The sequence below is a fragment of the Micromonospora sp. RB23 genome (assembly GCF_053585025.1).
The window spans coordinates 3,995,444-4,019,751 of sequence record NZ_CM132111.1 but is presented as its reverse complement, the minus strand read 5'-3'; the positions used below and the strand labels follow the sequence as shown (position 1 = coordinate 4,019,751).

General features: G+C 73.2%; 18 protein-coding genes and 1 pseudogene. 12 read left to right on the top strand and 7 right to left on the bottom strand.

The window, feature by feature from the left end:
• Positions 1-182 precede the first annotated feature (182 nt).
• Entirely contained in the window at positions 183-821 is a 639-nt protein-coding gene (locus ACTFTM_RS18595; RefSeq protein ID WP_449561735.1) for a response regulator, read from the bottom strand.
• Complete coding sequence (locus tag ACTFTM_RS18590; protein WP_449561734.1) at positions 818-2,017, bottom strand: sensor histidine kinase; 1,200 nt, start codon at positions 2,015-2,017, stop codon at positions 818-820. Before ACTFTM_RS18590 ends, ACTFTM_RS18595 begins: the two co-directional genes overlap by 4 nt.
• A gap of 148 nt (positions 2,018-2,165) precedes the next feature.
• Between ACTFTM_RS18590 and ACTFTM_RS18585 the strand changes: the two genes are divergently transcribed.
• The gene (locus tag ACTFTM_RS18585) at positions 2,166-2,924 is read left to right on the top strand and encodes an ABC transporter ATP-binding protein (RefSeq protein WP_449561733.1); all 759 of its coding nucleotides are present in this window, start codon (positions 2,166-2,168) and stop codon (positions 2,922-2,924) included.
• Positions 2,921-5,461, top strand: a complete 2,541-nt coding sequence (locus ACTFTM_RS18580) for an FtsX-like permease family protein (RefSeq protein ID WP_449561732.1) — start codon at positions 2,921-2,923, stop codon at positions 5,459-5,461. Before ACTFTM_RS18585 ends, ACTFTM_RS18580 begins: the two co-directional genes overlap by 4 nt.
• Before the next feature lie 48 nt (positions 5,462-5,509).
• Here ACTFTM_RS18580 and ACTFTM_RS18575 read toward each other — a convergent pair whose 3' ends face one another.
• Positions 5,510-6,346 (bottom strand): helix-turn-helix transcriptional regulator, encoded by an 837-nt coding sequence (locus ACTFTM_RS18575; protein WP_449561731.1) that lies wholly within the window; start codon positions 6,344-6,346, stop codon positions 5,510-5,512.
• Between the two features lie 321 nt (positions 6,347-6,667).
• Here ACTFTM_RS18575 and ACTFTM_RS18570 point away from each other — a divergent pair, with 321 nt between their 5' ends.
• Positions 6,668-8,251: a DHA2 family efflux MFS transporter permease subunit gene (locus tag ACTFTM_RS18570; RefSeq protein ID WP_449561730.1), complete on the top strand. Its 1,584-nt coding sequence runs from the start codon at positions 6,668-6,670 to the stop codon at positions 8,249-8,251.
• Positions 8,252-8,308: 57 nt separating this feature from the next.
• Here ACTFTM_RS18570 and ACTFTM_RS18565 read toward each other — a convergent pair whose 3' ends face one another.
• The 3 genes from ACTFTM_RS18565 to ACTFTM_RS18555 form a co-directional block, all read right to left on the bottom strand.
• Positions 8,309-8,761 carry a DUF5709 domain-containing protein gene (locus ACTFTM_RS18565; protein WP_449561729.1) on the bottom strand — a complete coding sequence of 151 codons (453 nt, stop codon included), beginning with the start codon at positions 8,759-8,761 and terminating at the stop codon, positions 8,309-8,311.
• 111 nt (positions 8,762-8,872) lie between these two features.
• Entirely contained in the window at positions 8,873-9,757 is an 885-nt protein-coding gene (locus tag ACTFTM_RS18560) for an alpha/beta fold hydrolase (protein ID WP_449561728.1), read from the bottom strand.
• Positions 9,758-9,870: 113 nt separating this feature from the next.
• Positions 9,871-10,839 (bottom strand): RNA polymerase sigma factor, encoded by a 969-nt coding sequence (locus ACTFTM_RS18555; RefSeq protein WP_449561727.1) that lies wholly within the window; start codon positions 10,837-10,839, stop codon positions 9,871-9,873.
• A 139-nt stretch (positions 10,840-10,978) separates the two neighbouring features.
• Here ACTFTM_RS18555 and ACTFTM_RS18550 point away from each other — a divergent pair.
• A pseudogene (locus ACTFTM_RS18550) lies at positions 10,979-11,726 on the top strand (YqjF family protein).
• An 18-nt stretch (positions 11,727-11,744) separates the two neighbouring features.
• Here the strand turns inward: ACTFTM_RS18550 and ACTFTM_RS18545 are convergent.
• On the bottom strand, positions 11,745-12,722 hold the full coding sequence (locus ACTFTM_RS18545; protein ID WP_449561726.1) for an aldo/keto reductase: 978 nt from the start codon (positions 12,720-12,722) through the stop codon (positions 11,745-11,747).
• Between the two features lie 216 nt (positions 12,723-12,938).
• On the opposite strand from ACTFTM_RS18545, the gene ACTFTM_RS18540 reads away from it, so the two are divergent.
• From ACTFTM_RS18540 to ACTFTM_RS18505, 8 genes are all read left to right on the top strand, one after another.
• Complete coding sequence (locus ACTFTM_RS18540) at positions 12,939-13,802, top strand: hypothetical protein (RefSeq protein WP_449561725.1); 864 nt, start codon at positions 12,939-12,941, stop codon at positions 13,800-13,802.
• A 101-nt stretch (positions 13,803-13,903) separates the two neighbouring features.
• Positions 13,904-15,295 (top strand): cellulase family glycosylhydrolase, encoded by a 1,392-nt coding sequence (locus ACTFTM_RS18535; protein WP_449561724.1) that lies wholly within the window; start codon positions 13,904-13,906, stop codon positions 15,293-15,295.
• A 164-nt stretch (positions 15,296-15,459) separates the two neighbouring features.
• Positions 15,460-16,449: a phosphotransferase gene (locus tag ACTFTM_RS18530; protein ID WP_449561723.1), complete on the top strand. Its 990-nt coding sequence runs from the start codon at positions 15,460-15,462 to the stop codon at positions 16,447-16,449.
• Positions 16,450-16,703: 254 nt separating this feature from the next.
• Positions 16,704-19,373, top strand: coding sequence for a glutamate--cysteine ligase (locus ACTFTM_RS18525; protein WP_449566672.1), 2,670 nt, complete (start codon positions 16,704-16,706; stop codon positions 19,371-19,373).
• A 96-nt stretch (positions 19,374-19,469) separates the two neighbouring features.
• Positions 19,470-21,248, top strand: a complete 1,779-nt coding sequence (locus ACTFTM_RS18520) for an N-acetylglutaminylglutamine amidotransferase (protein WP_449561722.1) — start codon at positions 19,470-19,472, stop codon at positions 21,246-21,248.
• Positions 21,249-23,084 (top strand): S9 family peptidase, encoded by a 1,836-nt coding sequence (locus ACTFTM_RS18515; protein ID WP_449561721.1) that lies wholly within the window; start codon positions 21,249-21,251, stop codon positions 23,082-23,084.
• 17 nt (positions 23,085-23,101) lie between these two features.
• Complete coding sequence (locus ACTFTM_RS18510; RefSeq protein ID WP_449561720.1) at positions 23,102-23,680, top strand: hypothetical protein; 579 nt, start codon at positions 23,102-23,104, stop codon at positions 23,678-23,680.
• A 73-nt stretch (positions 23,681-23,753) separates the two neighbouring features.
• Complete coding sequence (locus tag ACTFTM_RS18505; protein ID WP_449561719.1) at positions 23,754-24,308, top strand: dihydrofolate reductase family protein; 555 nt, start codon at positions 23,754-23,756, stop codon at positions 24,306-24,308.

The following is a 24,308-nucleotide window of genomic DNA, read 5'->3' as shown; positions in this document are numbered from 1 at the left end:
CCCGCGACTGATCGGCCGGGTCCGATTCGTTTGCGACATCAGCTCCAAAGGCTTCCCGCAAGGCACCCGCCTCCCGTGAGGTTGGCGCCATCCGCCGCCGGGCGCCGGGGTCGCTGGTCGGCGGCCGGCAGTGTCATCGGTGTGTGGCGCGATCAACCGGGGGCAGCCGCTCGAGACGGCCGCTAGCTGACCAGGCGGCGTTCCCAGGCCCAGGCGGCGATCTCGACGCGGTTGCGGGCCGGTAGCTTCGCCTGCACGCTGGCCAGGTGCGTCTTGACCGTGCCGACGGCGATGAAGAGCTGGCCGGCGATCTCGGCGTTGGTCAGGCCCCGGGCGACGAGCTTCACGACATCGAGTTCCCGTGGGGACAGGCCCGCGTCGTCCCTCGGCGCGATGGGCGAGCTGAGGTGCTCGAGCAGCCGTACGGTGATGGACGGGCTGATCAGCGCGTCGCCGGAGACGGCGGCGCGGACCGCCTCCACGAGCAGCGCCGGGCCGGAGTCCTTGAGCAGGAAGCCGCAGGCGCCGTTGGACAGCGCGGTGTGCACGTACTCGTCGAGGTCGAAGGTCGTCACCACGACCACCCGCAGCGGGTCGGCGACGCCCGGCCCGGCGAGCAGCCGGAGCGCCTCCAGCCCGTCGAGGCGGGGCATCCGGATGTCCAGCAGCACCACGTCGGGGCGTAGCCGGCGGGCCATTTCGACGGCCGCGATCCCGTCGGCGGCCTCACCGACCACCGCCATGTCCGGCTGCGCCCCGATGATCATGCCGAAACCCGTGCGGACCATCGCCTGGTCGTCGGCGATCAGCACCCGGATCATCGGGTCACCGTGCGCAGGGGAAACGCGGCGTCGAGCACCCAGCCGCCGGAGACGCCCGGTCCGGCGGTGACCGTGCCGCCGAGGGCGCGTACCCGCTCGGTGAGGCCGACCAGGCCGAAGCCGTGCCCCCGGGCGGGCGTCGTGCGCGGGCCCGCGCCGTCGTCGGCGACCCGGACCAGGAGCCAGTCCGGCGTACGACGCACGGACACCGCCACCGACCGGGCGTCCGGCGCGTGTTGGCGGGCGTTGGTCAGTCCCTCCATCACCACCCGGTACGCCGAGGTGGAGACCTCCACCGGCAGGCCGTCGAGCGGACCGTCGACGTGCAGCCGGGCCGGCGCGTCGGTCGTGCCGTTGTGGCCCTCCAGCAGCGGCGCGAGATCGGCCACACCGGCCAGCGGGGCCAGCGGCGCGTCCGGCGGGGCGTCCGGATTGCGCAGCACGCCGACCATCCGCCGCATCGAGGCCATCGTCTCGGCGCCGGCCCGCTCGATCTGCTCCAGCGCGACGATCACCCGTTGCGGATCCTGTTCGGCGACGAACCGGGCACCCTGCGCCTGCACCACGATGCCGGTCACGTGATGGGCGATGAAGTCGTGCAGGTCGCGGGCGAACTCGGCGCGCTGCTCGGCGCGTACCAGCGCGATGGCCCGTTCCCGGCCGCTGGCGACGACGCGCAGGTAGATCCCGGCGGCGGCAGCGCCGACCGCGCCGAGCGCCTGGAGCAGCCCGAAGATCACGTAGACGAGGTCGGCGCCGGCACGCAGCGGCAGCGCGGCGGCGGCGAGCGCGGCGACCACCGCCGCCCAGGGGGCGAAACGGGCCGCGCCCCACCGGGTCACCACGAACACCACCGCGATCATCCCGGCGGACTCGGCCAGCCCCCAGGTGCCGCCCAGCAGATAGGTCCCGCTCGTGCCGAGCAGCAGGAAGCCAGCGGTGACGGTGAGTGAGACGGTGCCGAGCGCAAGCGCCGCGAGCGGCAGCGCCCGCGAGCCCTGTCGGTGCACGGGCAGCCAGACCACCGCCGTCGCCGCCGCCAACCCCACCTGGAGCAGGACCCGCACCGCTTCGACCATCCCCATCCCGCTGGCGAGGCCGTACCGGAAGTCGAAGGCACAGAGCAGGGCCAGCGCCGTCAGACCGGCGAGCTGACCCAGGCGTACCCACCAGGTCGAGAAGATCGGCGTGTTCATCGTGACCCAGCGTAGCCACGCGGAGGGCCGGCTCAGATCGGCCGAAAGACAGACCCGTCGGCCGCGTTCCCCGACCGCGGACCGATGCGGTCCCCGCCCGGCACCGGCGAGTCTTCCGGTGGTCACATCGCAGCCACTGGAGGAACCCATGACAAGCCACGCCCCACCGCAGACCGGGCAGGCGGCCGTCGCGGCCGTCGACCTCGTGAAGGTGTACGGCAGCGGCGACGCCGCCGTCCGTGCCCTGGCCGGGGTCTCGGTCGCCTTCGGTCGGGCCGAGTTCACCGCGATCATGGGCTCGTCCGGCTCCGGCAAGTCGACGCTGATGCACTGCCTGGCCGGGCTGGACACCCCCACGTCCGGACGGGTCCTGCTCGGCGGTACGGAGCTGACCGGCCAGTCCGACCGCACGCTGACGCGGGCGCGCCGCGACCGGATCGGCTTCGTGTTCCAGTCGTTCAACCTGCTGCCGCAGCTCACCGCCGCGCAGAACATCACTCTGCCGCTGGACCTCGCCGGCCGGGACGCCGACCGTGACCTGTTCGCGCACCTCGTGGACGTGCTGGGCCTCGCCCAGCGGCTCGGGCACCGGCCGAGCGAGCTCTCGGGCGGCCAGCAGCAGCGGGTGGCGCTGGCCCGGGCTCTGGTGTCGCGGCCCGAGGTCGTCTTCGCCGACGAGCCGACGGGCAACCTCGACTCCCGCTCCGGCGCGGAGGTGCTGGCCATCCTGCGCGACTCGGTACGCGACCTGGGTCAGACGGTCGTCATGGTCACCCACGATCCGATCGCCGCCGCGTACGCCGACCGGGTGGTGCTGCTCGCCGACGGTCGGATCGCCGGCGAGATCCACGAGCCGGACCAGGGCTCGGTCACCGACGCGCTGCGCGAGCTGGCGGTCGCGGCATGAGGGCGACCGTGCTGCGTACCCAGGTGATTGCCGCGGCCCGACGGCCGGGCCGGCTGATCCTCACGGGCCTGGCGATCCTCGTCGCGTCGTTCGTCGTCTTCGGCGTCGTGCTGGCGCAGGACATCACCGAACGGACCGCCCGGGACACCCTCAGCGGCACACCGGTGGGCACCGACCTGGTGATCGGTGACCCCGAGCAGGCGCCACCCGCCCTCGCGGAGCTGCGGGACGTCCGCGCCGTGCCCGGCGTCGTCGAGGCGGTGGGTCGGGTGACTATTGGTGTCTCGGTCGGTGGCGGATACGTCAACCTCCAGGCGGATCCGGGCGTGGGCCCGCTGGCCACGGTCCGCCTGGTGCAGGGCAGCTATCCCGATCAGCCGGGCGAGATCGCGGTGAGCCCGCGGACCGTCGAACGGCTGGGGCTGACGGTCGGGACCGTGACCACCGGGACGGGCGGAGACCCCGGCGCTGACTCGCCGCTCACCGTCACGGGAGTTGTCGACACCCCCGTCGATGACGGCGCCAACGCGTACGCGCCGGACGACGTCGTGGCCGCGTGGGGTCACCTCAGCACGGTGGAGCGGATCGACCTGCGGACCGCCACGGGCGCGACGCAGGCGGTCCGTCAGCGCCTGGCCGCGGCGGTCCCCGCCGAGCAGTCGATCCGCTCGGGCGCCGAGGTACGCGACGCCGAGGCCGACGCGGCGGCCGAGCAGGTCGGGAGGCTGTTCGCGCTGGTCGGCATGTTCGTCGGGATCGCGGTGGCCGCCGCGGCCCTGGTGGTCACCTCCACGTTCCGCATCGTCTTCGCCCAGCGGATGCAGCACCTCGCGCTGCTACGGGCGGTCGGCGCGGGCCGGGGCGCCCTGGTGGGCGCGCTCACCGCCGAGGGTGCCCTGACCGGGCTGGTCGCCGGTGTCGTCGGGGTGGCCGCCGCCCTGGCCGTCGGGCAGGCGCTTCCCCCGGTCCTGCGCGCCTTCGGCACGGTGGTGTCGTCGCCGGGCCTGCCGCTGACGGCGGCGCTGGCGGTGGTGGTCGGGGCGGTCGTCCTCACCGTGGTGGCGGTTCTCGCCCCGGCGTTCTCCGCCGCCCGGGTCTCGCCACTGGAGGCGTTGCGGGCGGCGAGCGTCACCGCCGGGCGGCGTGGCATCGGATCGGTGCGCCTGCTGTCCGGGGCCCTGCTGGTCCTCGGTGCGCTGCTGGCCGGCGTCGCGGCGGTGCGCCGCATGCCGACGCCGGGCGCGGAGTCCTACGACCCGACGGCCGGTCTGCTCCTGCTGGTCGTCTCGGGCGCGTTGGCGTTCTTCGCCCTGGTGGCCCTCGGGCCGCTGCTGGTGCGTCCGGTGCTGGCCGTGGCGGGCTGGCCACTGCGCCAGCTCGGGACGCTCGGACGGCTGGCGGTCGGCGGGATCGGTGGAACGCCGCGCCGTGCCGCGGCCGTCTCCGTGGTGGTGGCGCTGGGCGTGACGCTGATCTCCGGCGTGGTCATCGGTGGCGCGTCCATGCGGGTGGTCGCCGATCGGGACATGGCCCTCTCCGCGCCGGCCGACTTCGAGGTGGCCTCCAGTGAGGGGACGGCCCTGCCGGTCGCCGTCCTGGCGCGGGCGCGGGCGGCCAGCGCCGCGCTGACCCGGGTCGTGCCGTACCGGATGGTCCACGACGTCGCGCTGTCGCGGGGCGGCGAGCGCCTCGGCGACGCCGAGGGCGGATACTCGACGACCGACCTGGACCTGTCGGCGTTGCCGACCCTCGCCGACCTGCCCGTGGCGCAGGGCAGCCTCGCCGACCGGGGACCCGGCCGGATCGTGCTCGGCGACTGGGTCGCCCGCGTCACCGGGCTGCGGGCCGGCGACACGGTCACTCTCGGCCGGGCGGCGTCGACGGTCGACGTGCGGGTGGCGGCGGTCCTGCCCGACCGTGGTCCCCTGTACGCGGGCATCCTCGCCGACCGAGCCGACCTGGACCGGATCGGCGGGCCCACGGCGTACACCGGTCTGCTGGCCGACGCGGCCCGGACGGGCGAGGACGGCCGCACCGCCGGGGTGCGGGCGCTGCGGCAGGCGGTCGGGAACACCGCCGGGCTGCACATCAGCGTGCTCGCCGATGACCGGGACCGCAACGACGCGGTGCTGAGCGCCCTGGTCTGGATCACCGCCGGCCTGGTGAGTCTCACCGTGCTGATCGCCGTGGTCGGTGTGGGGTCGACGACCGCGCTGTCGGTCGTGGAGCGGGTACGCGAGTCCGGGCTGCTGCGTGCCGTCGGACTGTCCCGGGCCGGCCTGCGCACGATGCTGACCGTCGAGTCCGGCCTCTACGGGGTGATCGGGGCGACCTTCGGGCTGCTGCTCGGCGTCCCGTACGCCTGGTTGGCGGTGCGGGCGTTGGGGCTCAACGCGCCGCTGACGCTGACGCTGCCGGTGCTGCCGCTGGTGGGGCTCTTCGCGGCGCTTGTCGCGCTGACCGCGCTGGCCGGGGTGCTGCCGGCGCGGCGGGCCTCGCAGGTCAGCCCGGTGACGGCGCTGGGCATCGAGGGCTAGGGCCGGGGCGAGGGGCGGGCCGGCGGCGGCCCGCCCCTGCCGGCGTCGTCACTGCCCCGAGGGCACCGTCTCCGCGGAGAGCCGCCGCAACCTGTCGTCGCTCGCGGAGCCGGCGGCGGCGGTGAAGACCAGCAGGGTCTGCGACTGGTCCGGATCGACGAGCGTCTGGCAGTGCAGCTCCAACGGCCCGACCTGCGGGTGCAGGAAGTGCTTCGGTGGGCAGTGGCCGCCCGGCACCGGGTGTTCGCGCCACAGGTGGGCGAACTCCGGGCTCGCGGCCAGCAGGTCGTCGACGAGCGTCGCGGCCCGCGAGCCGCGACCATCACGGGTGTACGCCGCGTGCAGGTGCGCCACCAGCAGACGACTGTGCTGCTGGTGGTCCTGCGCCCGATACCGCTGGCGGGCGTGGGGGTCCGTGAACCAGCGGTGGTGCGCGCTGCGCGCCAGTCCGGTGTGCCGGGTCTCGTCCCCGAGCAGGGCGATGGCCGGCGGGGTCTGCGCCAGCGTCTCGCCGAGGTGGTTCACCACCTGGGCCGGGGTGTCGTGCAGCCGGTCGAGGATGCGCATCATCCCGGGGTTGACGTGGTCGGCGCGTACCGCGCGGTGGGGGACGGCGTGCCCGGCGAGTTGGAACAGGTGATCACGTTCGGCCAGGGACAGGCGTAGGCCGCGGGCCAGGGCGGCGAGTATCTGCTCGGAGGGGTGCGGCCCGCGCTGCTGCTCCAACCGCGTGTAGTAGTCGGTGGACATGCCGCTCAACGCGGCGACTTCCTCGCGTCGCAGCCCACCGGTACGTCGGCGCGGGCCGCGCGGCAGTCCCACGTCCTCGGGGCGCAGCGCCGCGCGTCGGGTGCGCAGGAAGCTGGCGAGGTGGGCGCGGTTCACGGTGCCTCCGATCGGCGTGGGCGGCGGTGGGCGGACCGCCCGGTCGGTGCAACTAACGAGCGGGGGCGGGATGTTCCGCGCCGCGCGTGGCCCGTCGACGGCGCCCGAGGCTGCCGGCCACTCCGCCGACCGGCTCCAATCCGACGGCTGATCGGTTTTCGCCACGCGGCCGTCACGAAATCCGGCGGCAGAGCGTCACACTCCCCGGTTAGTCTGCCTCCGCGCGTCGTCGCCCCGGCACGTCGCGTCCCGCGCCTGGTCGGCGCGGCGTTCGCCGCCACCGCCCACCGTCCGCCGGACCAACCGACCTCAGGAGAGTTAGTGACACAGCAATCCGTCGCGACATCGGACAAGCTCGACGCCGCGGTGCTCAAGGTGGCGGGTGTCGTCGTCCTTGGCGCGATCATGTCGATCCTCGACGTGACGGTGGTCAGCGTCGCGCTGCCCACGTTCCAGACCGAGTTCGACGCCTCCTACGCCCGCGTGGCCTGGACGATGACGGGCTACACGCTGGCCCTGGCCACGGTGATTCCGCTCAGCGGGTGGGCAGCCGACCGGTTCGGCACCAAGCGTCTCTACATGGTGGCGCTCGCCCTGTTCACGATCGGGTCGGGGCTCTGCGCCACCGCCGACTCGATCGGCCAGCTGATCGGCTTCCGCGTCCTGCAGGGCCTCGGCGGCGGCATGCTCATGCCGCTCGGCATGACGATCATGACGCGGGCGGCCGGGCCGCACCGGATCGGCCGGCTGATGGCCGTCCTCGGCATCCCGATGCTCCTCGGCCCGATCGGTGGCCCGATCCTCGGTGGCTGGCTGATCGACACGGCGAGCTGGCACTGGATCTTCCTGATCAACCTGCCGATCGGTGTCATCGCCCTGATCTACGCGCAGTTCGCCCTTCCGAAGGACGCCCCGGAGCCGTCGGAGTCCTTCGACTTCCTCGGCATGCTGATGCTCTCCCCGGGTCTCGCGCTGTTCCTCTACGGCGTCTCGTCGCTACCGGAGGCGGGCACCTTCAGCGCGACCAAGGTGTGGGCCCCGATGCTGGTCGGCGGCGCGCTGGTGGTGGCGTTCGTGCTGTACTCCTTCAAGCCCCGGCACCCGCTGCTCGACCTGCGGCTGTTCCGCAACCGCAACCTGACCATCGCCGCGGCGACGCTGTTCGTGTTCATCATCGCGTTCATGGGCGCCGGCCTGCTCTTCCCGAGCTACTTCCTACAGGTGCGCGGTGAGTCCACGCTGGCCGCCGGCCTGCTGATGGCCCCGCAGGGCATCGGCGCGATGATCACCATGCCGATCGCCGGAACGCTCGCCGACCGGGTGCCCATCGGTCGTACCGTCCCGTTCGCGCTGGCCCTGATCGTCGTCGGGTTCTTCGGCTTCACCCAGGTCGACCCGCAGACGTCGTACTGGCTGCTCGGTGGGTCGCTGTTCGTGATGGGCCTGGGCATGGGCGGCACGATGATGCCCATCATGACGTCGGCGCTGCGGACCTTGCAGGCGCAGGAGGTCGCGCGCGGCTCGACGCTCGTCAACATCCTCCAGCAGATCGGCGGCTCGGTCGGCGCCGCCGTGATGTCGGTGATCCTCACCAACGAGCTGAACGGCTCCCGGCCGATCCCCGGCCTGGTCGACGAGAGCGGCAAGCCGGTCACCGAGGCCGGGCTGGCCATCGCCTCCCAGCAACGACCGGAACTGCTCGCGCAGATGCCGGTGGACCCCTCGATCATCGAGCGCGGTCTCGACTTCGCCGCGAGGTCGTTCGCCCACACGTTCTGGGTGGGATTCGCGCTCGTGCTGGCCACCTTCATCCCGGCCGCCCTGCTGCCGCGCCGGCGTACGCCCGCGCAGCCGCTCGGCGACGAGCAGACCGACCTGCCGAAGACGCCAGTCGTCATCCACTGACCGACGCGCCCGCCGCGCCCGACACCAGCGGTGTCGGGCGCGGCGGTGTGTACGGGGTCAGCGCAGGGGACCGTCGCCGGGCCCGTCCGGGTCCTCGATCACGTGGACCGCTGCCTCCTCGGCGCTGGCCCCACCGGCGTCGATTCCGGCGTCCCACGCCACCGAGTCGGCCTCGTCGTCCTCGCGGACACCCTCGTCGTAGTCGACGAGACGACCCGCGCGCGGCTCGGTCTCGTACCCCCGGCGGGTCAGCTCGTCCTCGTCGTCGCCACCCTCGGCGTACGGGTCGACGTCCGGTTCCTCCTGGGCGAGGTACTGGTCCAACGACTCGCCCGCCCGCTCCTCGGCGGGGGTGGTGCCGAACCGGTTCGCCGCCGTCCAATGGTCCGCGGCGACGATGCCGGTGTCGAGGGGGTCGCCGACCAGGTCGTCGTCGAGGGTGTCGGAGGCGTCCAGCACCCCGTCGTCCTCGGCCACGTTCCACTCGTCGACGGAATCCGTCTGGCTCACGGCGGTCTCTCCTTCGTCACGGCGCAGCGAAGTGCCAAGCCTAAGACCGTGCAACACCGGCGGCCTCCGGGGCCTGCCCGCTGTGACGAACGGGCCTCGGGGCGGCGGGCGTCACCGGCTCAGCAGCTCCACCACGGCCTCGGTGAACTTGCGCGGCTGCTCGATGTGCCCGAAATGACCGCTTTGCTCCAGCAGCACCAGTCGCGAGTCCTTCAGGCCGGCGTGCAGCTCGGTGGCGTAGCGCGGGCCGCAGATGAAGTCGTGCGCCCCGACGATCACCACGGCCGGCGCGGTGATCTCCGCCAGCCGGTCGCGTACGTCGAAGGGAACCGGGTCCTGCGCGCCGGCCGGCGCCGCCCAGGCCCGCAGACCGGCCTGCAACGGGGCAAACTCGGCCTGCCGGGCCCAGAAGTCCGCGAAGTACACCGGCAGCGCGCCGCTCAGGCCGGCGCTCAGCGTCTCGTCGTCGCTGGCGGAGAGGGCCCGTTGGAGAGCGGCCGGGATCTCCGCCGCCTCCGGCCGGTCCGGGTGCCGCTGCGGGTAGGCGGCGAGGTTGGCCATCGCGTCGGCCCAGAACTCGGCGCCGGTGAACGGTGAGGTGTCGTACAGGACGAGACCGGCGACCCGGTCCGGGTGCTCCAGGGCGTACCGCTGGACGACGAACCCGCCGTACGAGTGCCCGAGCAGGTACACCCGGGGTTCCCCGAGGTGCGCGACGACCGCGTCCAGGAAACGGACATAGGTGTCCATCCGGTAGTCGTCGGCGCTGTCGAGTCGTCCCGACGCGCCGGTGCCGACCGGCTCGACGTACACCATCGTGAAGTGCTCTTCGAGGCCCGGCGTCCGCAGGTAGGCCCATTCGATGCCGGGGCCTCCCGAGTGCGCCACACACACCGGGCCGGTGCCGGCGACGTGGTAGACCTGCCGCACCCCGTCGACGGTGAACGAGTGGGCGCCCGGCGCGAGCGCGCCGACGTCGTGGTGGGTGGAACCCATGAACTGTCTCCCGATCTCCTGGCCCGTGCGACGTGTGCCGCGACGGTGAACAGTGGCTGTCGCGGACCAGATGCGCGGGTCGGCGGGAAAGTTCGCTCGGCGGGGAGATTTTCTCAGCGTCGCGCCGGAACGGGGTGGAACAGGGTGAGTTGACGTACCCGCCCCTCGCGCAGCACCTGCAACCACAGGGCCGCGGGCGGGCAGTGCTCCGGGTCGTCCGGCGGGCTGATCAGGTCGGTCTCCCAGATCAGCACGTCGCCGCTGGCCACGACGGTGCGCAGCCGCTGTCGTACCCCGGCGTGCAGATCGGTGGTCATGCCGCGAACCGCCAGGTCACGGCCACCGCGTGGCCCACCCGGAACGATCATCTGGGCGTCCGGCCACCAGGTGTCGTGCACCACCCGGTCGAAGTCGCCCCGCATCGCCGTCGCGATCATGTCGGCGCCCTCGCGCCACCGCGCGTCACCGGCCGCGCGGACGTCCGCGTGCGCGGCACTCGCCGCCGTCCGCAGGCCGCCGGCCAGGGCCCGCCGGGCGTGGCTGAGCCGGCTGCGGACGGTGCCGACCGGCACGCCACACACGGCCGAGATCTGCTCGTACGAGGAGGCGTCGCTGAAGTAGCGCAGCATGGTGACCAGGCGGTCGGGCTCGGACAGCTCCCCGATGGCGTGCCACACCCAGTCGCGCAGCGCGCCGGAGTTCAGGGCCTCCTCCGGGGTGGGTTCGGTGGCGGGGTGGGAGAACCACTCCGGGTCGGCGACCGGCGTGGAGCGCGGCGCGCGGACCGTCATCCGGGCGTTGTTGCGGACGATCGCGCGCAGCCACGGCCCGACGGCGGCGGGGTCGCGGACCTCGCCGACGCGCCGCAGCGCCGTCACCATCGCGTCCTGCACGGCGTCCTCGGCGTCCGGTCCGTAGCCGAGCAGGCTCACCGCTACCGCCCGCATGCCCGCCTCGTGGTTGGTCAGCAGCACGCCGAGCGCTCCCGCGTCGCCCGTCTGCGCGAGCGCCACCAGATCGGCGTCACCCACCGTCATGCCCAGTTCCTCCCCGAAACGCCCGTTCTGAACATGTCTGCTCACCAAGCGTACGGCGAACCGGCAGGTCGCTACCGCGGGCGTTGCGGGGCGTAGCGCCGGCGGCCCGGGCCGGTCTGCCGCAGTTACCCGGTCGGTCGGTGGACCGTCGGGTCGGTCGCGCGACTGCGTCAGGATGAGAGGCGTGGACATCGAACCGGTCGACCACGCACCCCGGCAGGCGTTCCGCTGGGCGCTCCTGCGTCAGCGCTGGGAGGACCTCACCTTCCTGCACTGGGCCGTCGCGCCGGAGCTCGTCGCGCCCCTGCTGCCCGCGGGCACCCCGGCCGGACACCGTCGGCGGGGTCAGCTACGTCGGGCTGATTGGCTTCCGGATGGTCGGGTTGGGGTTCGGTCGCGGGCCGGGGGTGCCGTATTTCGGCACCTTCGCCGAGACGAACGTCCGGCTCTACTCGGTCGACCACACCGGACGGCGGGCCGTCGTGTTCCGGTCGCTCGACGCGTCCCGACTGGTGCCGGTGCTCGTCGCGCGGGCGACGTTGCGCCTGCCGTACCTCTGGTCGTCGATGCTGCTGGACCGCGACGGTGACCGACTCACCTACCGGTGCCGGCGACGCTGGCCCGGTCCGGCGGGTACGACGAGCCGGATGGAGGTGCGGGTGGGGGAGCGGATCGTCGACCCCACGCCCGTCGAACACTTCCTCACCGCCCGCTGGGGGCTGCACACCCGGGCGTACGGTCGCACGCTGCACCTGCCGAACTGGCATCCCCGCTGGCCGTTGCACCGGGCGGAACTGCTGCGCCTGGACGACGAACTGGTCGCCGCCGCCGGACTGCCGGCGCCGGTGGGACCGCCGGTCAGCGTGCTCTACTCGCCCGGCGTCGGGGTGCGGTTCGGTCCGCCGGTGGCGCTCCGGCGGCCCGGCGGATGACGCCGGGCCGCCGGTCGCTCAGTAGCGACCGCCCTCCGGAGCGGGCAGGGCGTCGAGGTCGGCGAGTTCCTCCGCGCCGAGCCGCACGTCGCCGGCCGCGCAGTTGTCCACCAGGTATTTCGGCGTCTTGGTGCCGGGGATCGGGATCACCCGGTCGCCCTGGGCGACCACCCACGCGAGCGCGACCTGCGCGGGGCTGACCCCGGCCCGGTCGGCGATCTCCCGGACCCGGCCGACGATGGCGAGGTTGGCGCGCAGCGCGTCCTGCTGGAAGCGCGGCAGGCCACGGCGGAAGTCGTCGGCCGGCAGGTCGTCGAACGACGCGAACCGTCCGGTGAGGAAGCCCCGGCCCAGCGGCGAGAACGGCAGGAACGCGATGCCCTGCGCGACGCAGTACGGCAGCACCTCGGTCAGCGGGTCCCGGGTCCACAGCGACAACTCGGACTGCACCGACGCCACCGGATGCACCGCCTGGGCCCGCACGATCTGGGCCACCGTCACCTCGGACAGGCCGATCTGTCGCGCCTTGCCCGCCGCGACGACCTCCGCCATCGCGCCCCAGGACTCCTCGATGGGCACGTCGGGGTCGACGCGGTGCAGTTGGTAGAGGTCGACGTGGTCGGTGCCGAGGCGGCGCAGGCTGTCGTCGATCGCCGCGCGGATGTGCTCCGGCCGGCCGTCGTTGCCGAGCTTCGGTGAGTTGCCAGGGCCGCCTGTCGCGGACGCCGCGACCAGCCCGACCTTCGTCGCCAGCACGGCCCGCTCCCGGTGGCCGCCGGCCAGCGCCCGCCCGACCAGCTCCTCGTTGGTGTACGGCCCGTACACATCGGACGTGTCGATCAGCGTGGCACCCAGGTCCAGCGCCTGCCGGATCACCGCGATCGAGGTGTCGTCGTCGCGCGGGCCGGTGATGTCGTATCCGTGGCTCATGCCCATGCACCCGAGACCGATGACGCCGACCTCGGGCCCCGCACTGCCCAGCGTGGTGGTTCGCATGCCCCCACGCTATGCCCGCCGCCCGCCGCCCGCCGCCCGCCGCCCGCCGCCCGCCGCCCGCCGCCCGCCGGGCGGGCGCCGCCTCCGGTGAACCCGCGTGCCGCCCGCACCGCCGGAGTGGGCGCGGGTGGTGATCGTCCGCTCGACTTAGAATCGACATTGCTCACTGCTTTTGTCGGTGTGGGCTGGGGGCTGGCGCGAAGGGTGGTGGGCGGCATGGGACCGGACGAGCGGCGACGGTTGTTCGAGCTGGCGCGGGAGCGCTCGACGCGACAGCGGACGTGGGCGGAGGCCGACCAGCTGTGGGTCCGGGTGATCGAGGCGTACCGGGAGACCGTGCGGGAGCCGGGTCGGGCGGCGCGGGAGGACCAGCAGCAGTTGGCCCGGGCCCTGTGGCGGCACAGCATGCTGATGTCCGCGCGGGGCTTGGCCGCCGACGCGATGGCGCCGGGCGGTGAGGCGGTCGTCGTCTTCGAGCGGGTGTACGACGCCGTGGCGGCCGACTTCGCGAGCGTGCTCGCCACGCCCCGGGATGAGGCTCTGGCCGAACTGATCACCGCGCTGGTGGATCTGGCCGAGGTCTCGTTCGCCGCCGGTCAGCCCGCCACCCGCAGGGATCTGTTGGAGCGTGCCGTGACGGTGGGCCTGACCTCCGCCGGGTCGCCCTCGTCCGCCGGGCCGCGGACCCGGGAGGCGATGGGGACGGCCTACCACAACCAGGCGGTGGCGCTGCTGCACCGGCACCTCACCCGGCCGTCGCCGACCGAGGGCGCCAAGGAGGCGGCGCTGGCGGCGTCGCGGGCCTGTGAGCTGCGGCAGGGGCTGCTGAACATGGCGCGTCCGCTGTCGTTCTGGGAGTTGGCCAACACCTACGGGGTGTACGCCCAGTGCCTGGTCCTGATCGGTGACCTGGACCGGGCGGCCATCGTGCTGTCGATGGGCAACCGGTTCGTCGAGACGCTCGGCCCGGCCGCCGCGGAGCCGGCCCAGAAGTTGCGGGTGGCGGCCGAGATGCTGGCCCGGGAGAAGGGCGGGTCGCGGGGCGAGACCGGTTCGCGTCGCTGGGGCTGGCGGCGCTGAGCCGTCCGCCCCGGCTTGCATGGCATCGTCAACGATCGATACTGTGCGCGAAGGCGCCGCCCCGCCGCAGACCACCACCGTCGATCCGAAGCGGGTTCCGCATGCGCACACTGAGACTTGTCACGTCGCTGGCCGTCGCCGGCCTGCTCGCCGCAGCGGTGGCGACGATCGCCACGCCGGCCAGCGCGGCGACAGCCGCGTTCTCCGTGACCAACAGCTGGGGCAGTGGCTATCAGGGCCAGGTCACGGTCACCAACGACACCTCCACGCCGATCAGCGGCTGGCGGGTCGAGTTCGACCTCCCGGCCGGGACGAGCATCAGCCAGTCGTGGAACGCCCAGCAGGTGACCGCCGGCAGCCACTACACCTTCAGCAACGTGTCGTGGAACGGCACCCTCGCGGCCGGCGCGTCGACGTCGTTCGGCTTCCTCGTCAACGGCTCCGGCACGCCGGTGAACTGCACCGTCAACGGCGCCGGCGTGTCCTGCTCCGGCGGCACGCCCCCGCCGCCCACCACGCCGCCACCGACCACCCCGCCACCCACGACGCCGCCACCCACCACTGCGCCGCCCACGACCCCACCGCCGACCACCGGCACACCGGTCGAGCGGTACGGGCAGCTGCGGGTCTGCGGCACGACGATGTGCGACAGGTCCGGCGCACGCGTGCAACTGCGCGGCGTCAGCAGCATGTGGCTCAACTGGGAGACCGCGCCCTACGCCGAGAACCTGTCGGCGCTGCGGTGGATGCGGGACAACTGGAACCTCCAGGTGATCCGCGCCGCGATGGGCGTCGAGCCGGCCGGGGCGTACCTGAGCGATCCGGGCAGGGCGCGGGCCCAGGTGGAGACCATCATCAACAACGCCGTCAGCGCCGGCGTGTACGTGATCGTCGACTGGCACGCCCACGAGGCGCAGAACAACCAGTCCCAGGCGGTGGCGTTCTTCGGTGACCTGGCACGCCGCTACGGCCACCTGCCCAACGTCATCTGGGAGACGTGGAACGAGCCGTTGCAGTTCAGCTGGACCGGCGTCATCAAGCCGTACCACCAGGCGGTCGTCTCCGCGATCCGCGCCGCCGACCCGGACAACATCGTGGTGCTCGGCACGCCGACGTGGTCGCAGGACGTGGACGCCGCCGCGGCCAGCCCGCTCTCCGGCACCAACCTCATGTACACGCTGCACTTCTACTCCTGCACCCACGGCGCGTCGTTGCGCGCCAAGGGCGACGCGGCGATCCGGGCCGGCCTGGCGCTGTTCGTCACCGAGTGGGGCGCCAGCAACGCCGACGGTGGCCTCGACGGCCGCGCCTGCCTGCCGGAGGCGCAGTCCTGGATCGACTGGATGAGGGCGAACGGCATCTCCTGGACCGCCTGGAAGCTCGACGTCGGCACCGACACCACCAACCTGCTCAGCCCGGGCGCGCCCGTGACCGGTGGATGGAACAACTACCTGCACGGCCACGCGCCGTTCGTGGTGGCGAACATGCGCTGACCCCGCCGCGCGCTTGATCAACTCCAGATCGCCGATGTCGGGGTATCCGAGCCAGTGGGATGCCCCGACATCAACGATCACGTGTCGATCACCCACGCGCGGCACCGTTCCTTCGCCGGTGCCGAGCGAGCGGCATCCGCCGGACCTGCCACCGGATACGACACATGATCGAATCGCAGGCGCCGATGTTGGAGATGCTGTGGGAGCCGCACGACCCTCGCCACGCGCTCGACGAACGGTTCGGCTTCGGTGATGCAGAGTCGGCCGGCCGCTGGGTCGCCGCGATGCTGAAGGAGCACTGGGGCATTCGCATCGACTCCTGCGAGCGAATAGTCATGAGCGGGGGCAACGCGATAGCGTGGACCGGCGTGCCGTCCGGCCGACTGCTCGCGAAATGGTCGGTAGTGCGCGAGCGATTTCCGCGTCTGATGGAGACGGCGCGTCTCACCGGCTGGCTCCACCGTCGAGGGCTGCCGGTTTCGGCACCGGTTCCCGCACGAGAAGGCCGCCTCCAGGTCGAGGTCGACGGTGTCTCGATGAGCCTGCAGCGCGAGGTCGTGGGCGACCTACTCGACACCACGGATCTCAACCAGGCGCGCGCGGCCGGAGTCATACTCGCCCAGTTGCAGGACGCGCTGGCCGCATACCCGGACGCTGATCAGGTTCTCGCCTCCGCCGTTCCGTTCAAGCCGTTGACGGCCCGGGTCACCGACTGGCTGGACTCTCGCGCGGACCATCTGCCGATGGCCGCTCGTGACACGCTGCGCGGGCTGGTCATCAGCGCGCCGCCCGACCGGCTTCCCCGCCAACTCGTCCATTTCGACTTCCGCTCCGCCAACATCCTGTGGGCCCACGGCGAGGTCGCTGCGATCCTCGACTTCGAGGAGGCCCAGCATGATCACCGAATCGTCGAGCTTGCCCGCGCGGCGGTCCTGCTCGGCACCCGCTACCACAACTGGGGGCCGGTGTCGGCCGAGGTTCGCGCGGAATTCCTTACCAGCTACCAGTCCGAGCATCCGCTGACCCCGGACGAGGCGGGCTGGTTGAACATCCTTCTGCTCTGGCAGGCGCTGGCAATGGTGCCGTCGGGCGACGACCCGACCGGGTGGGGACCGTCCGTCTTGAGCCACCTGAGCCAGGAAACCGCAGAGTAGTCCGCAGCTCATCGCCGCCGGCGGTGCGCCGAGCGATCTCGTCGACGACGGCGACCGTGTCACGGCGGGCGCGCTCGCGACCCGCACCTGGGGCTCGCGGCTCGTTGTCCGAAGTGGATCAGCGGCCACTCGGATAGTCGACCCTCTGCCGGTAGAACGGCGCGTCACCTTAACGCGCCGGAAACACCCTCGGTACCAAGCCTGGGAACGCTCGTCGGACAGTCGAGACCACCGACACGCGAACCGGGGTGACCATGGTCGACAACACCACGAACGCGACGACGTTCGACGGGCCGGTGGGCCGGTCCGGCAACGGCCGGGCCGTGCCCGCGTCCCGTCCCGCTCCGGCCCCGCCGGTGTACGACGACGACCCGGCGGACCTCGCGACCCTCGGTGTCGAGGAGGAGTTCCACGTCGTCGACCTGCAGACCCGGGAGTTGGTGCCCCGGGCCGGGGAACTGCTCGACCGGCTGCCGGCCACGTCGTTCACCGCCGAACTGCACCGCAGCGTGGTGGAGACCAACACACCCGTGTGTCGCACCCTGGACGAGATCCGCGTCGAGCTGACCCGGCTGCGGCAGTCGGCGGTCCAGGTCGCCGACCGGGCCGGGCTGGGCATCGTGGCGGCCGGCACGGTGCCGCTGCGCGCCGACGGCGACCCGAGCGTCACGCCCACGTCCCGTTACCGACGGATGGTCGACGAGTACCAGCTGCTCGCCCGCGAGCAGTTGATCTGCGGCGCGCAGGTGCACGTGGGCGTCTCCGACCGGGACCTGGCGGTGGCCGTCACCCGCCGTGTCCAACCGTGGCTCCCGGTGCTGCTCGCCCTCTCCACCAGCTCGCCGTACTGGATGGGTCAGGACAGCGGCTACGCCAGCGTCCGCTCGCTGGTCTGGCAGCGCTGGCCCACGGCCGGCGACCCGGGCGAGGTGACCAGCGCGGCCGACCACGAGGCCCTGGTGGCCGAGCTGATCTCGTCCGAGACCATCACCGACCCCGCCATGATCTACTTCGACGTGCGGCCGTCGGCGCACGTGCCCACCGTCGAGCTGCGCATCACCGACGCCAACGCCGACGTCGAGACGATCGTCCTGCTCACCGGGCTGTTCCGGGCGCTCGTGCGGCGGGAGGTCGCGGCCCTGCGTGCCGGGGTCGAACGCACCGCGGTCCGGCCGCCGGTGCTGCGCGCCGCCGTGTGGCGGGCCGCCCGCTCCGGGCTGGAAGGCGACCTGCTGGACCTGCCCCGCTCGGCCCGGCCGGTGCCGGCCGCCGAGGCGGTCCGCCGCCTCGTGGCCGACCTGCGCCCCCAGTTGGAGGCGACCGGCGACGTCGAGCAGATCCGCGAGCTGACCCGGTACGCCCTCGACCGCGGCAGCTCCGCCGCCCGGCAGCGGCGCGCGTTCGAGCGGCGGGGCCGGCTGGCCGACGTGGTCGACCTGCTGCTCGACGAGACCCGGGGCCGGGCGCGTACGCCCCTGCCCGGTGCGCCGCCCCCGCCCGCGCTGCCCACGTACGCCGACGCCGGCGACGAGGTCTTCGGTCCGGCCGGGCCGGCGCCCGCGTACCGTCCGCTGCTCGCCTCCCTGCGCGCCCTCGGGGCCGTCGGCCTGCGCCACCGCGAGCACGACCGGGACGAGGAGCAGCGCGCCCGGGGCGTGACCTTCAGCGTGGCCGGCGAGGCCAGCACCCGCCTCTTCCCGGTGGACCTGGTGCCCCGGGTCGTACCCGCCGACGACTGGCGGACGCTGCGTGCCGGCCTGGTGCAGCGCGCCCGCGCGCTCGACGCGTTCCTGCGCGACGTGTACGCGGACCGGGTCGTGGTGGCCGACGGGGTCGTACCGGCCTGGGTGGTGGAGTCGTCGCCGGGGCTGCGCCCGACCGGCGCGCTCATGGGTCGGCACGGCACGCGCGCCCAGGTGTCCGGAACCGATCTCGTGCGCGACCCCGACGGCGGCTGGTACGTGCTGGAGGACAACCTGCGGGTGCCCTCGGGCATCGGTTACGCCGTGCAGAACCGCCGGCTCACCCAGGCGGTGCTGCCCGAGCTGCCGGTGCCCGACGACCTGCTGTCCGCCGACGAGACGCCGGCGATGCTGCGCCGGGCGCTGGTCGCCGCCGCGCCGGCCGCCGCCGACGATCCCGCCGTGGTGGTGCTCAGCAGCGGCCCGGGTGACCCGGCCTGGTTCGAGCACCGGCTGCTCGCCGACGAGATGGGTGTGCCGCTGACCGAGAGCGGTGACCTGCTGGTCCAGGACGGCCGCGTGCACGTGGTCCGGGAGGGGCATCGCAGCCCGGTGGACGTGATCTACCTGCGGATGGACGAGGAGGCCCTGCTGCACGCGCCGGGCGCGGACGGTGTGCCGTTGGGTTGGCCGCTGCTCGCGGCCGTGCACGCCGGGCGGCTCACGCTGGCCAACGCGCTCGGCAACGGCGTCGGGGACGACAAGGCGCTGTACGCGTACGTGCCCCGGCTCATCGAGTACTACCTCGGGGAGAAGGCGCTGCTCGGCGACGTGCCAACGTACCTGTGCGGGCTGCCCGAGCAGCGCGCCGAGGTGCTGGGTCGGCTCGACGAGCTGGTGCTCAAGCCGGTCGACGGGTACGGCGGCGACCGGGTGGTGATCGGCCCGCGCGCCGAGGCGGAGGAGCTGGACGCCGTCCGGGAGCAGATCCTCGCCGCCCCGCACCGGTGGATCGCCCAGGAGATGGTCACGCTCACCACCCACCCGGTCTTCGACGGCACGGCTCTCGCGCCTCGCCACGTTGACCTGCGGGCCTTCGTGTTCCTCGGCGAGACTGCGGAGGTGGCGCCGGTGGCCCTGACCCGGGTCGCGCCGGCCGGCAGCATGATCGTCAACTCGTCGCGGGGAGGTGGGTCGAAGGACACCTGGCTGCTCGGCGGAGCCGGAGAACCCTCGGTGTAACCCACGCTTGATGCGGATGTCATCGGGACGCAACCGGGTCCACCAAGCCTGGACCGGTCAGCGGCCCGCGCGGACCGAGCCGATGAGAGGTGTGCCATGTGCGGTATCGGAGGCGAGTTCCGCCTCGACGGGGCGTCACCGGACCTGGCGGCCCTGGAGCGGATGCTTCCCGTCCTGTCCTACCGTGGCCCGGACGGTGAGGGGCGGTGGCAGCACGGTCCGGCGGCGCTGGTGCACCGCCGGCTGCGCATCATCGACCTGTCCGACAGCGGCGCCCAGCCGATGGTCGACCCGGAGCTGGGCCTCGCCCTGGTGTTCAACGGCTGCATCTACAACTACCGGGAGCTGCGCGACGAGCTGACCGCCGCCGGTTACTCGTTCCGGTCCACCTCGGACACCGAGGTGATCCTCAAGGCGTACCACCGGTGGGGGACGGCGTGCGTCGAGCGGCTGTTCGGGATGTTCGCGTTCGCTCTGGTCGAGCTGGCCACGAACACCCTCGTGCTGGCACGGGACCGGCTCGGCATCAAACCCCTCTACCTGGCCGAGACGCCGGGCCGCATCCGCTTCGCGTCGACGCTGCCGGCGCTGCTCGCCGCCGGTGACGTGGACACCGACCTGGACCCGGTGGCGCTGCACCACTACATGACCTTCCACTCGGTGGTGCCGCCGCCGCGCACCATCCTGGCCGGCGTCCGCAAACTCCCGCCCGCCACCGTGCGGGTGATCACCGCCGACGGCCGCAGCACCGACACCGTGTACTGGCGTCCCGAGTTCACCCGCGCCGCCGCGCCGGCCATGTCCGCCGAGGAGTGGCAGGAACGGATCATGGAGGCGCTGCGTACCGCCGTACGACGTCGCATGGTCGCCGACGTGCCGGTCGGCGTGCTGCTCTCCGGGGGCCTCGACTCCAGCCTGATCGTCGCCCTGCTCGCCGAACAGGGCCAGACCGGGCTGGCCACCTTCAGCATCGGCTTCGAGGCGGCGGCGGGGGAGACCGGCGACGAGTTCCACTACTCCGACCTGATCGCCCGCCACTTCGCCACCGACCACCAGCAGATCCGCATCGACGCCGCCCGCTTCGTACCGGCCGTGCACGACGCCGTCGCCGCGATGAGCGAGCCGATGGTCAGCCACGACTGCGTGGCGTTCCACCTGCTCTCCGAGGAGGTGTCGCGGCGGATCACCGTGGTCCAGTCGGGCCAGGGCGCGGACGAGATCTTCGCCGGCTACGACTGGTACCCGCCGATGGCCAACGTCGCCCGGGGCGACGCCGTCGAGGCGTACGCCCGGGTGTTCTTCGATCGTCGCCACGACGCGCTGGCCGGCCACCTGGCGCCCGAGTGGATGCTCGACCACGACGCGAGCCTGGAGTTCGTCACCGCCCACTTCGGCGCGCCGGGCGCGGACACCGCGCTCGACGCGGCGCTGCGCCAGGACAGCCTGGTGATGCTCGTCGACGACCCGGTCAAACGGGTCGACAACATGACGATGGCGTGGGGGTTGGAGGCCCGCGTGCCGTTCCTCGACCACGAGGTCGTCGAACTGGCCGCCGCCTGCCCGCCGGCGCTCAAACTGGCCCACGGCGGCAAGGGCGTGCTGAAGGCCGCGAGCCGGGGCATCGTGCCCGACGAGGTCATCGACCGGCCCAAGGGTTACTTCCCGGTGCCCGCCATCCGGCACCTCTCCGGCCCGCTGCTGGACGACGTCCGGGACGCGCTGACCGCGCGGCCGGCGCGCGAGCGTGGCCTGTTCCGCAAGGACTACCTGGAGGAGTTGCTGGACACGCCGAACACCCAGCGGACCACGCTGGGCTCCAACGCGCTCTGGCAGCTCGGGCTGCTGGAGCTCTGGTTGCAGCGGATCGGGGTTTAGATGAGCGTACGGACCGAGGTGCCGCGCCGGACCCGCCCCGCGCGGCACCGGCCGGCGGTGAGCCCGCCTCCCGGCCAGGACTTCGCCCCCGCGCCGTCGCCGGACGGCCGGCGGGTGGCGTACGTGTCGGACCGGGCCGGCGCCCCGGCCGTCTGGGTCCGCGACGTGGACGCCGTCGAGGCCGTCGTGGTGCCCGGGGGCGACGAGCCGGTCCTCTCGGTGAGCTGGTCACCGGACGGGCAGTGGCTGGCCTGCGTCGTCGCGCCCGGTGGCGCGCCCCGCACCGAGCTGTGGGTGCTGCGCCCGGACGGTACGGGACGCCGCCAGGTCGCCGGCTTCGACGGCCGCAGCGCGAGCCTGTCCCGATGGTTGCCCGGCGGCGCGCTGATGGCGGTCACCGAGAGCGCCGAGCGGGCCGCGGCCGTGCTTGTCGACGCCGACACCGGGCACCGGCGGGTGCTCGCCGAGGACGACCTGCTCACCCTCCTGGACGTCACCGACGACTGCGGGTCCGCCCTGCTGCGTCGCGGCCCGCGCAACGCCCGCTGGCTGGAACTGCTCGACGTGACCACCGGCGAGCGGGTACGCCTGCTGCCGGACACCGGCCGGGGCAGCACCGACCAGGGCTGGTTCGGTCCCGACGGGACGAGCGTGCTGGCGCGTACCGACGCGTTCTCGGAGCTGGCGGCGCTGGTGCGCGTCGACCTCGCGCGACCGACGTCGGCCCCGGCGCGGGTCGCGGCGCGGCCGGACGCGGAGCTGGAGCACGTCGCGCTCGACGCCCGGCGGGAGCGGGCCGCGCTGCTGTGGAACACCTACGGCGGGCGCAGCGAGCTGAGCCTGTGCGATCTCGCCAGCGGCGTCCAACGGGCCGTGACCGCCCCCGGCGAGGTGCTCGACGACGCCGTCTTCGCCGCCGACGATGACCTGCTCTGCGTCACCGCGCAGGGACCGGTGCAGCCCAGGGAGGTCTGGCTGGTCGACCCGGCGACCGTCACCCCGCGTCCGCTGCGGCCGGACACCGACGCCGAACGTACGGGTGGCGCGGGTGTCGCGCCGCAGTTGGTCGACCTGCGTGCCCACGACGGATTGCCGCTGTCCGGTTGGCTCTACCGCCCGGCCGGTCCGGGCCCCTGGCCGACGGCGATCAGCCTGCACGGTGGTCCCGAGGCGCAGGAACGGCCCGGCTACAACCCGCTGTTCCAGGCCCTCGTGGCGCAGGGCGTCGCGGTGTTCGCGCCGAACGTGCGCGGCTCGTCCGGCTTCGGCCGCTCCTTCGTCACCGCCGACAACCTCGCCGGCCGGTACGGGGCCATCGCCGACGTGGCGGCCTGCGCCGAGCACCTGATCGACAGCGGCGTCGCGATCCCGGGGCACCTGGGCTGTCTGGGCCGCTCCTACGGCGGCTACCTGGTGCTCGCGGTGCTGGTGAATTTCCCCGGCCTGTTCGCCGCCGGGGTCGCCGAGTGCGGCATCTCCGACTTCCGCACCTTCTACGCCGGCACCGAGCCGTGGATCGCCGCCGCCGCCGTCAGCAAGTACGGCGATCCGGTGCGCGACGCCGAGTTGCTGCGCGACCTGTCGCCGATGACCCGCATCGACCAGCTCGACGTGCCGGTGCTGCTCATCCACGGCGCGAACGACACCAACGTGCCGGCCGGGGAGTCGGCGCAGGTGGCGCGGGCCCTCGCCGCCCGGGACGTGCCGCACGGGCACCTCGTGCTCGCCGGTGAGGGGCACGATTTCCTGGCCCGCGACAACGCCGAGGCGGCGCGTACGGCCACCACCTCCTGGCTGACCCGGCACCTCGCCACGACGGTGATCACCCTCGGCTGAGGCGTTATCCTGCGCCGGTGGACGTTCCGGCGCAGGCTCAGCGGCTGGCCGCCGACCTGGGCCGGTCCCTCGCCGACCTGACCTTCGTCGACCTGGACACCGACGAGGTCACGGCGCGGGTGATCGACGCGGTGGTGCGGTGGGCCAGGGCGCAGGGTTGGCGGGTGTACCGGAGGGCGCCCAGCGTCCTGCCGTTGCCGCCGCCGATGCAGCAGCGGCACTCGGTCCTCGACGTGGCGTGCGCCCGTCCGGACGGGCCGCCGGTGGTTCTTGAGGTCGACCACACCGACCGGGCCCGTACGGTGCAGAAGCTGACCGCCGAGGCGGACGCGGGGCGGATCCCCATCTGGGTGCGCTGGGGCGTCGGCCGGTTCACCGTCCCGCCGCCCCCGGTGGCGATGGTGACCGTCGAGGTCACCCGGCGTTCCGGACCGGCGGGGCGTGGACGTCTGCACAGCCGCGTCGGCGACCGGCCCGCGCCGGAGCACTCGGCCGGCGGCGGCACGGCCGCCACGCAGGCGCTGCCGATCCCGCTCGCGGACCCGCCCCCGGACCCGCTTTCGGACCCGCTTTCGGACCCCGGCCAGGGCACCTGAAGCGAATCGTAAGCGGAGCCCGGCAGTGTCCTGGGTGTCACCGGAGAACACGACCGACACCCAGGAGATACCGATGCGCAAGCTCGTCAACTCGACCTACATCACCCTCGACGGCGTCATCGAGAACCCGATGTGGACCGCGCCGTACTTCGACGAGGAGGCCATCGGCCTCGCCGGCGAGCTGACCGAGGCCGCCGACGCGATGCTGATGGGCCGGGCCACCTACGACGGCATGTCCGTCGCCTGGCCGCAGCAGGACGAGAGCGACCCGACCACCGGCGCGGCCTACTTCAACAACGTCAAGAAGTACGTCGCCTCGACCACCCTCACCGATCCCACCTGGAACAACACGGAGGTGCTCCAGGGCGACCTGGTCGAGGCGGTCCGCAGGCTCAAGGCCCAGGACGGCAGGAACATCATCCAGTACGGCTTCGGTTCGGTCACCGCCCAGCTCGTCGACGCGGGCCTGGTGGACGAGGTCCGCTTCTGGATCCACCCGGTGTTGCAGGGCGCGCCCAGCGTGACGACGCCGCTGAACGACTTCACGGCGTCGTTCGACCTCATCGACACCCGGGTGCACAAGAGCGGCGTGATCGTCGCGACGTACCGGCCGAAGACCGCCGCCTGA

Excerpts from the sequence above, each read along its gene's own strand:
- ACTFTM_RS18595 (WP_449561735.1), bottom strand. The coding sequence starts at position 821 with ATGATCCGGGTGCTGATCGCCGACGACCAGGCGATGGTCCGCACGGGT.
- ACTFTM_RS18590 (WP_449561734.1), bottom strand. The coding sequence starts at position 2,017 with ATGAACACGCCGATCTTCTCGACCTGGTGGGTACGCCTGGGTCAGCTC.
- ACTFTM_RS18585 (WP_449561733.1), top strand. The coding sequence starts at position 2,166 with ATGACAAGCCACGCCCCACCGCAGACCGGGCAGGCGGCCGTCGCGGCC.
- ACTFTM_RS18580 (WP_449561732.1), top strand. The coding sequence starts at position 2,921 with ATGAGGGCGACCGTGCTGCGTACCCAGGTGATTGCCGCGGCCCGACGG.
- ACTFTM_RS18560 (WP_449561728.1), bottom strand. The coding sequence starts at position 9,757 with ATGGGTTCCACCCACCACGACGTCGGCGCGCTCGCGCCGGGCGCCCAC.
- ACTFTM_RS18545 (WP_449561726.1), bottom strand. The coding sequence starts at position 12,722 with ATGCGAACCACCACGCTGGGCAGTGCGGGGCCCGAGGTCGGCGTCATC.
- ACTFTM_RS18540 (WP_449561725.1), top strand. The coding sequence starts at position 12,939 with ATGGGACCGGACGAGCGGCGACGGTTGTTCGAGCTGGCGCGGGAGCGC.
- ACTFTM_RS18535 (WP_449561724.1), top strand. The coding sequence starts at position 13,904 with ATGCGCACACTGAGACTTGTCACGTCGCTGGCCGTCGCCGGCCTGCTC.
- ACTFTM_RS18530 (WP_449561723.1), top strand. The coding sequence starts at position 15,460 with ATGATCGAATCGCAGGCGCCGATGTTGGAGATGCTGTGGGAGCCGCAC.
- ACTFTM_RS18525 (WP_449566672.1), top strand. The coding sequence starts at position 16,704 with ATGGTCGACAACACCACGAACGCGACGACGTTCGACGGGCCGGTGGGC.
- ACTFTM_RS18520 (WP_449561722.1), top strand. The coding sequence starts at position 19,470 with ATGTGCGGTATCGGAGGCGAGTTCCGCCTCGACGGGGCGTCACCGGAC.
- ACTFTM_RS18515 (WP_449561721.1), top strand. The coding sequence starts at position 21,249 with ATGAGCGTACGGACCGAGGTGCCGCGCCGGACCCGCCCCGCGCGGCAC.
- ACTFTM_RS18505 (WP_449561719.1), top strand. The coding sequence starts at position 23,754 with ATGCGCAAGCTCGTCAACTCGACCTACATCACCCTCGACGGCGTCATC.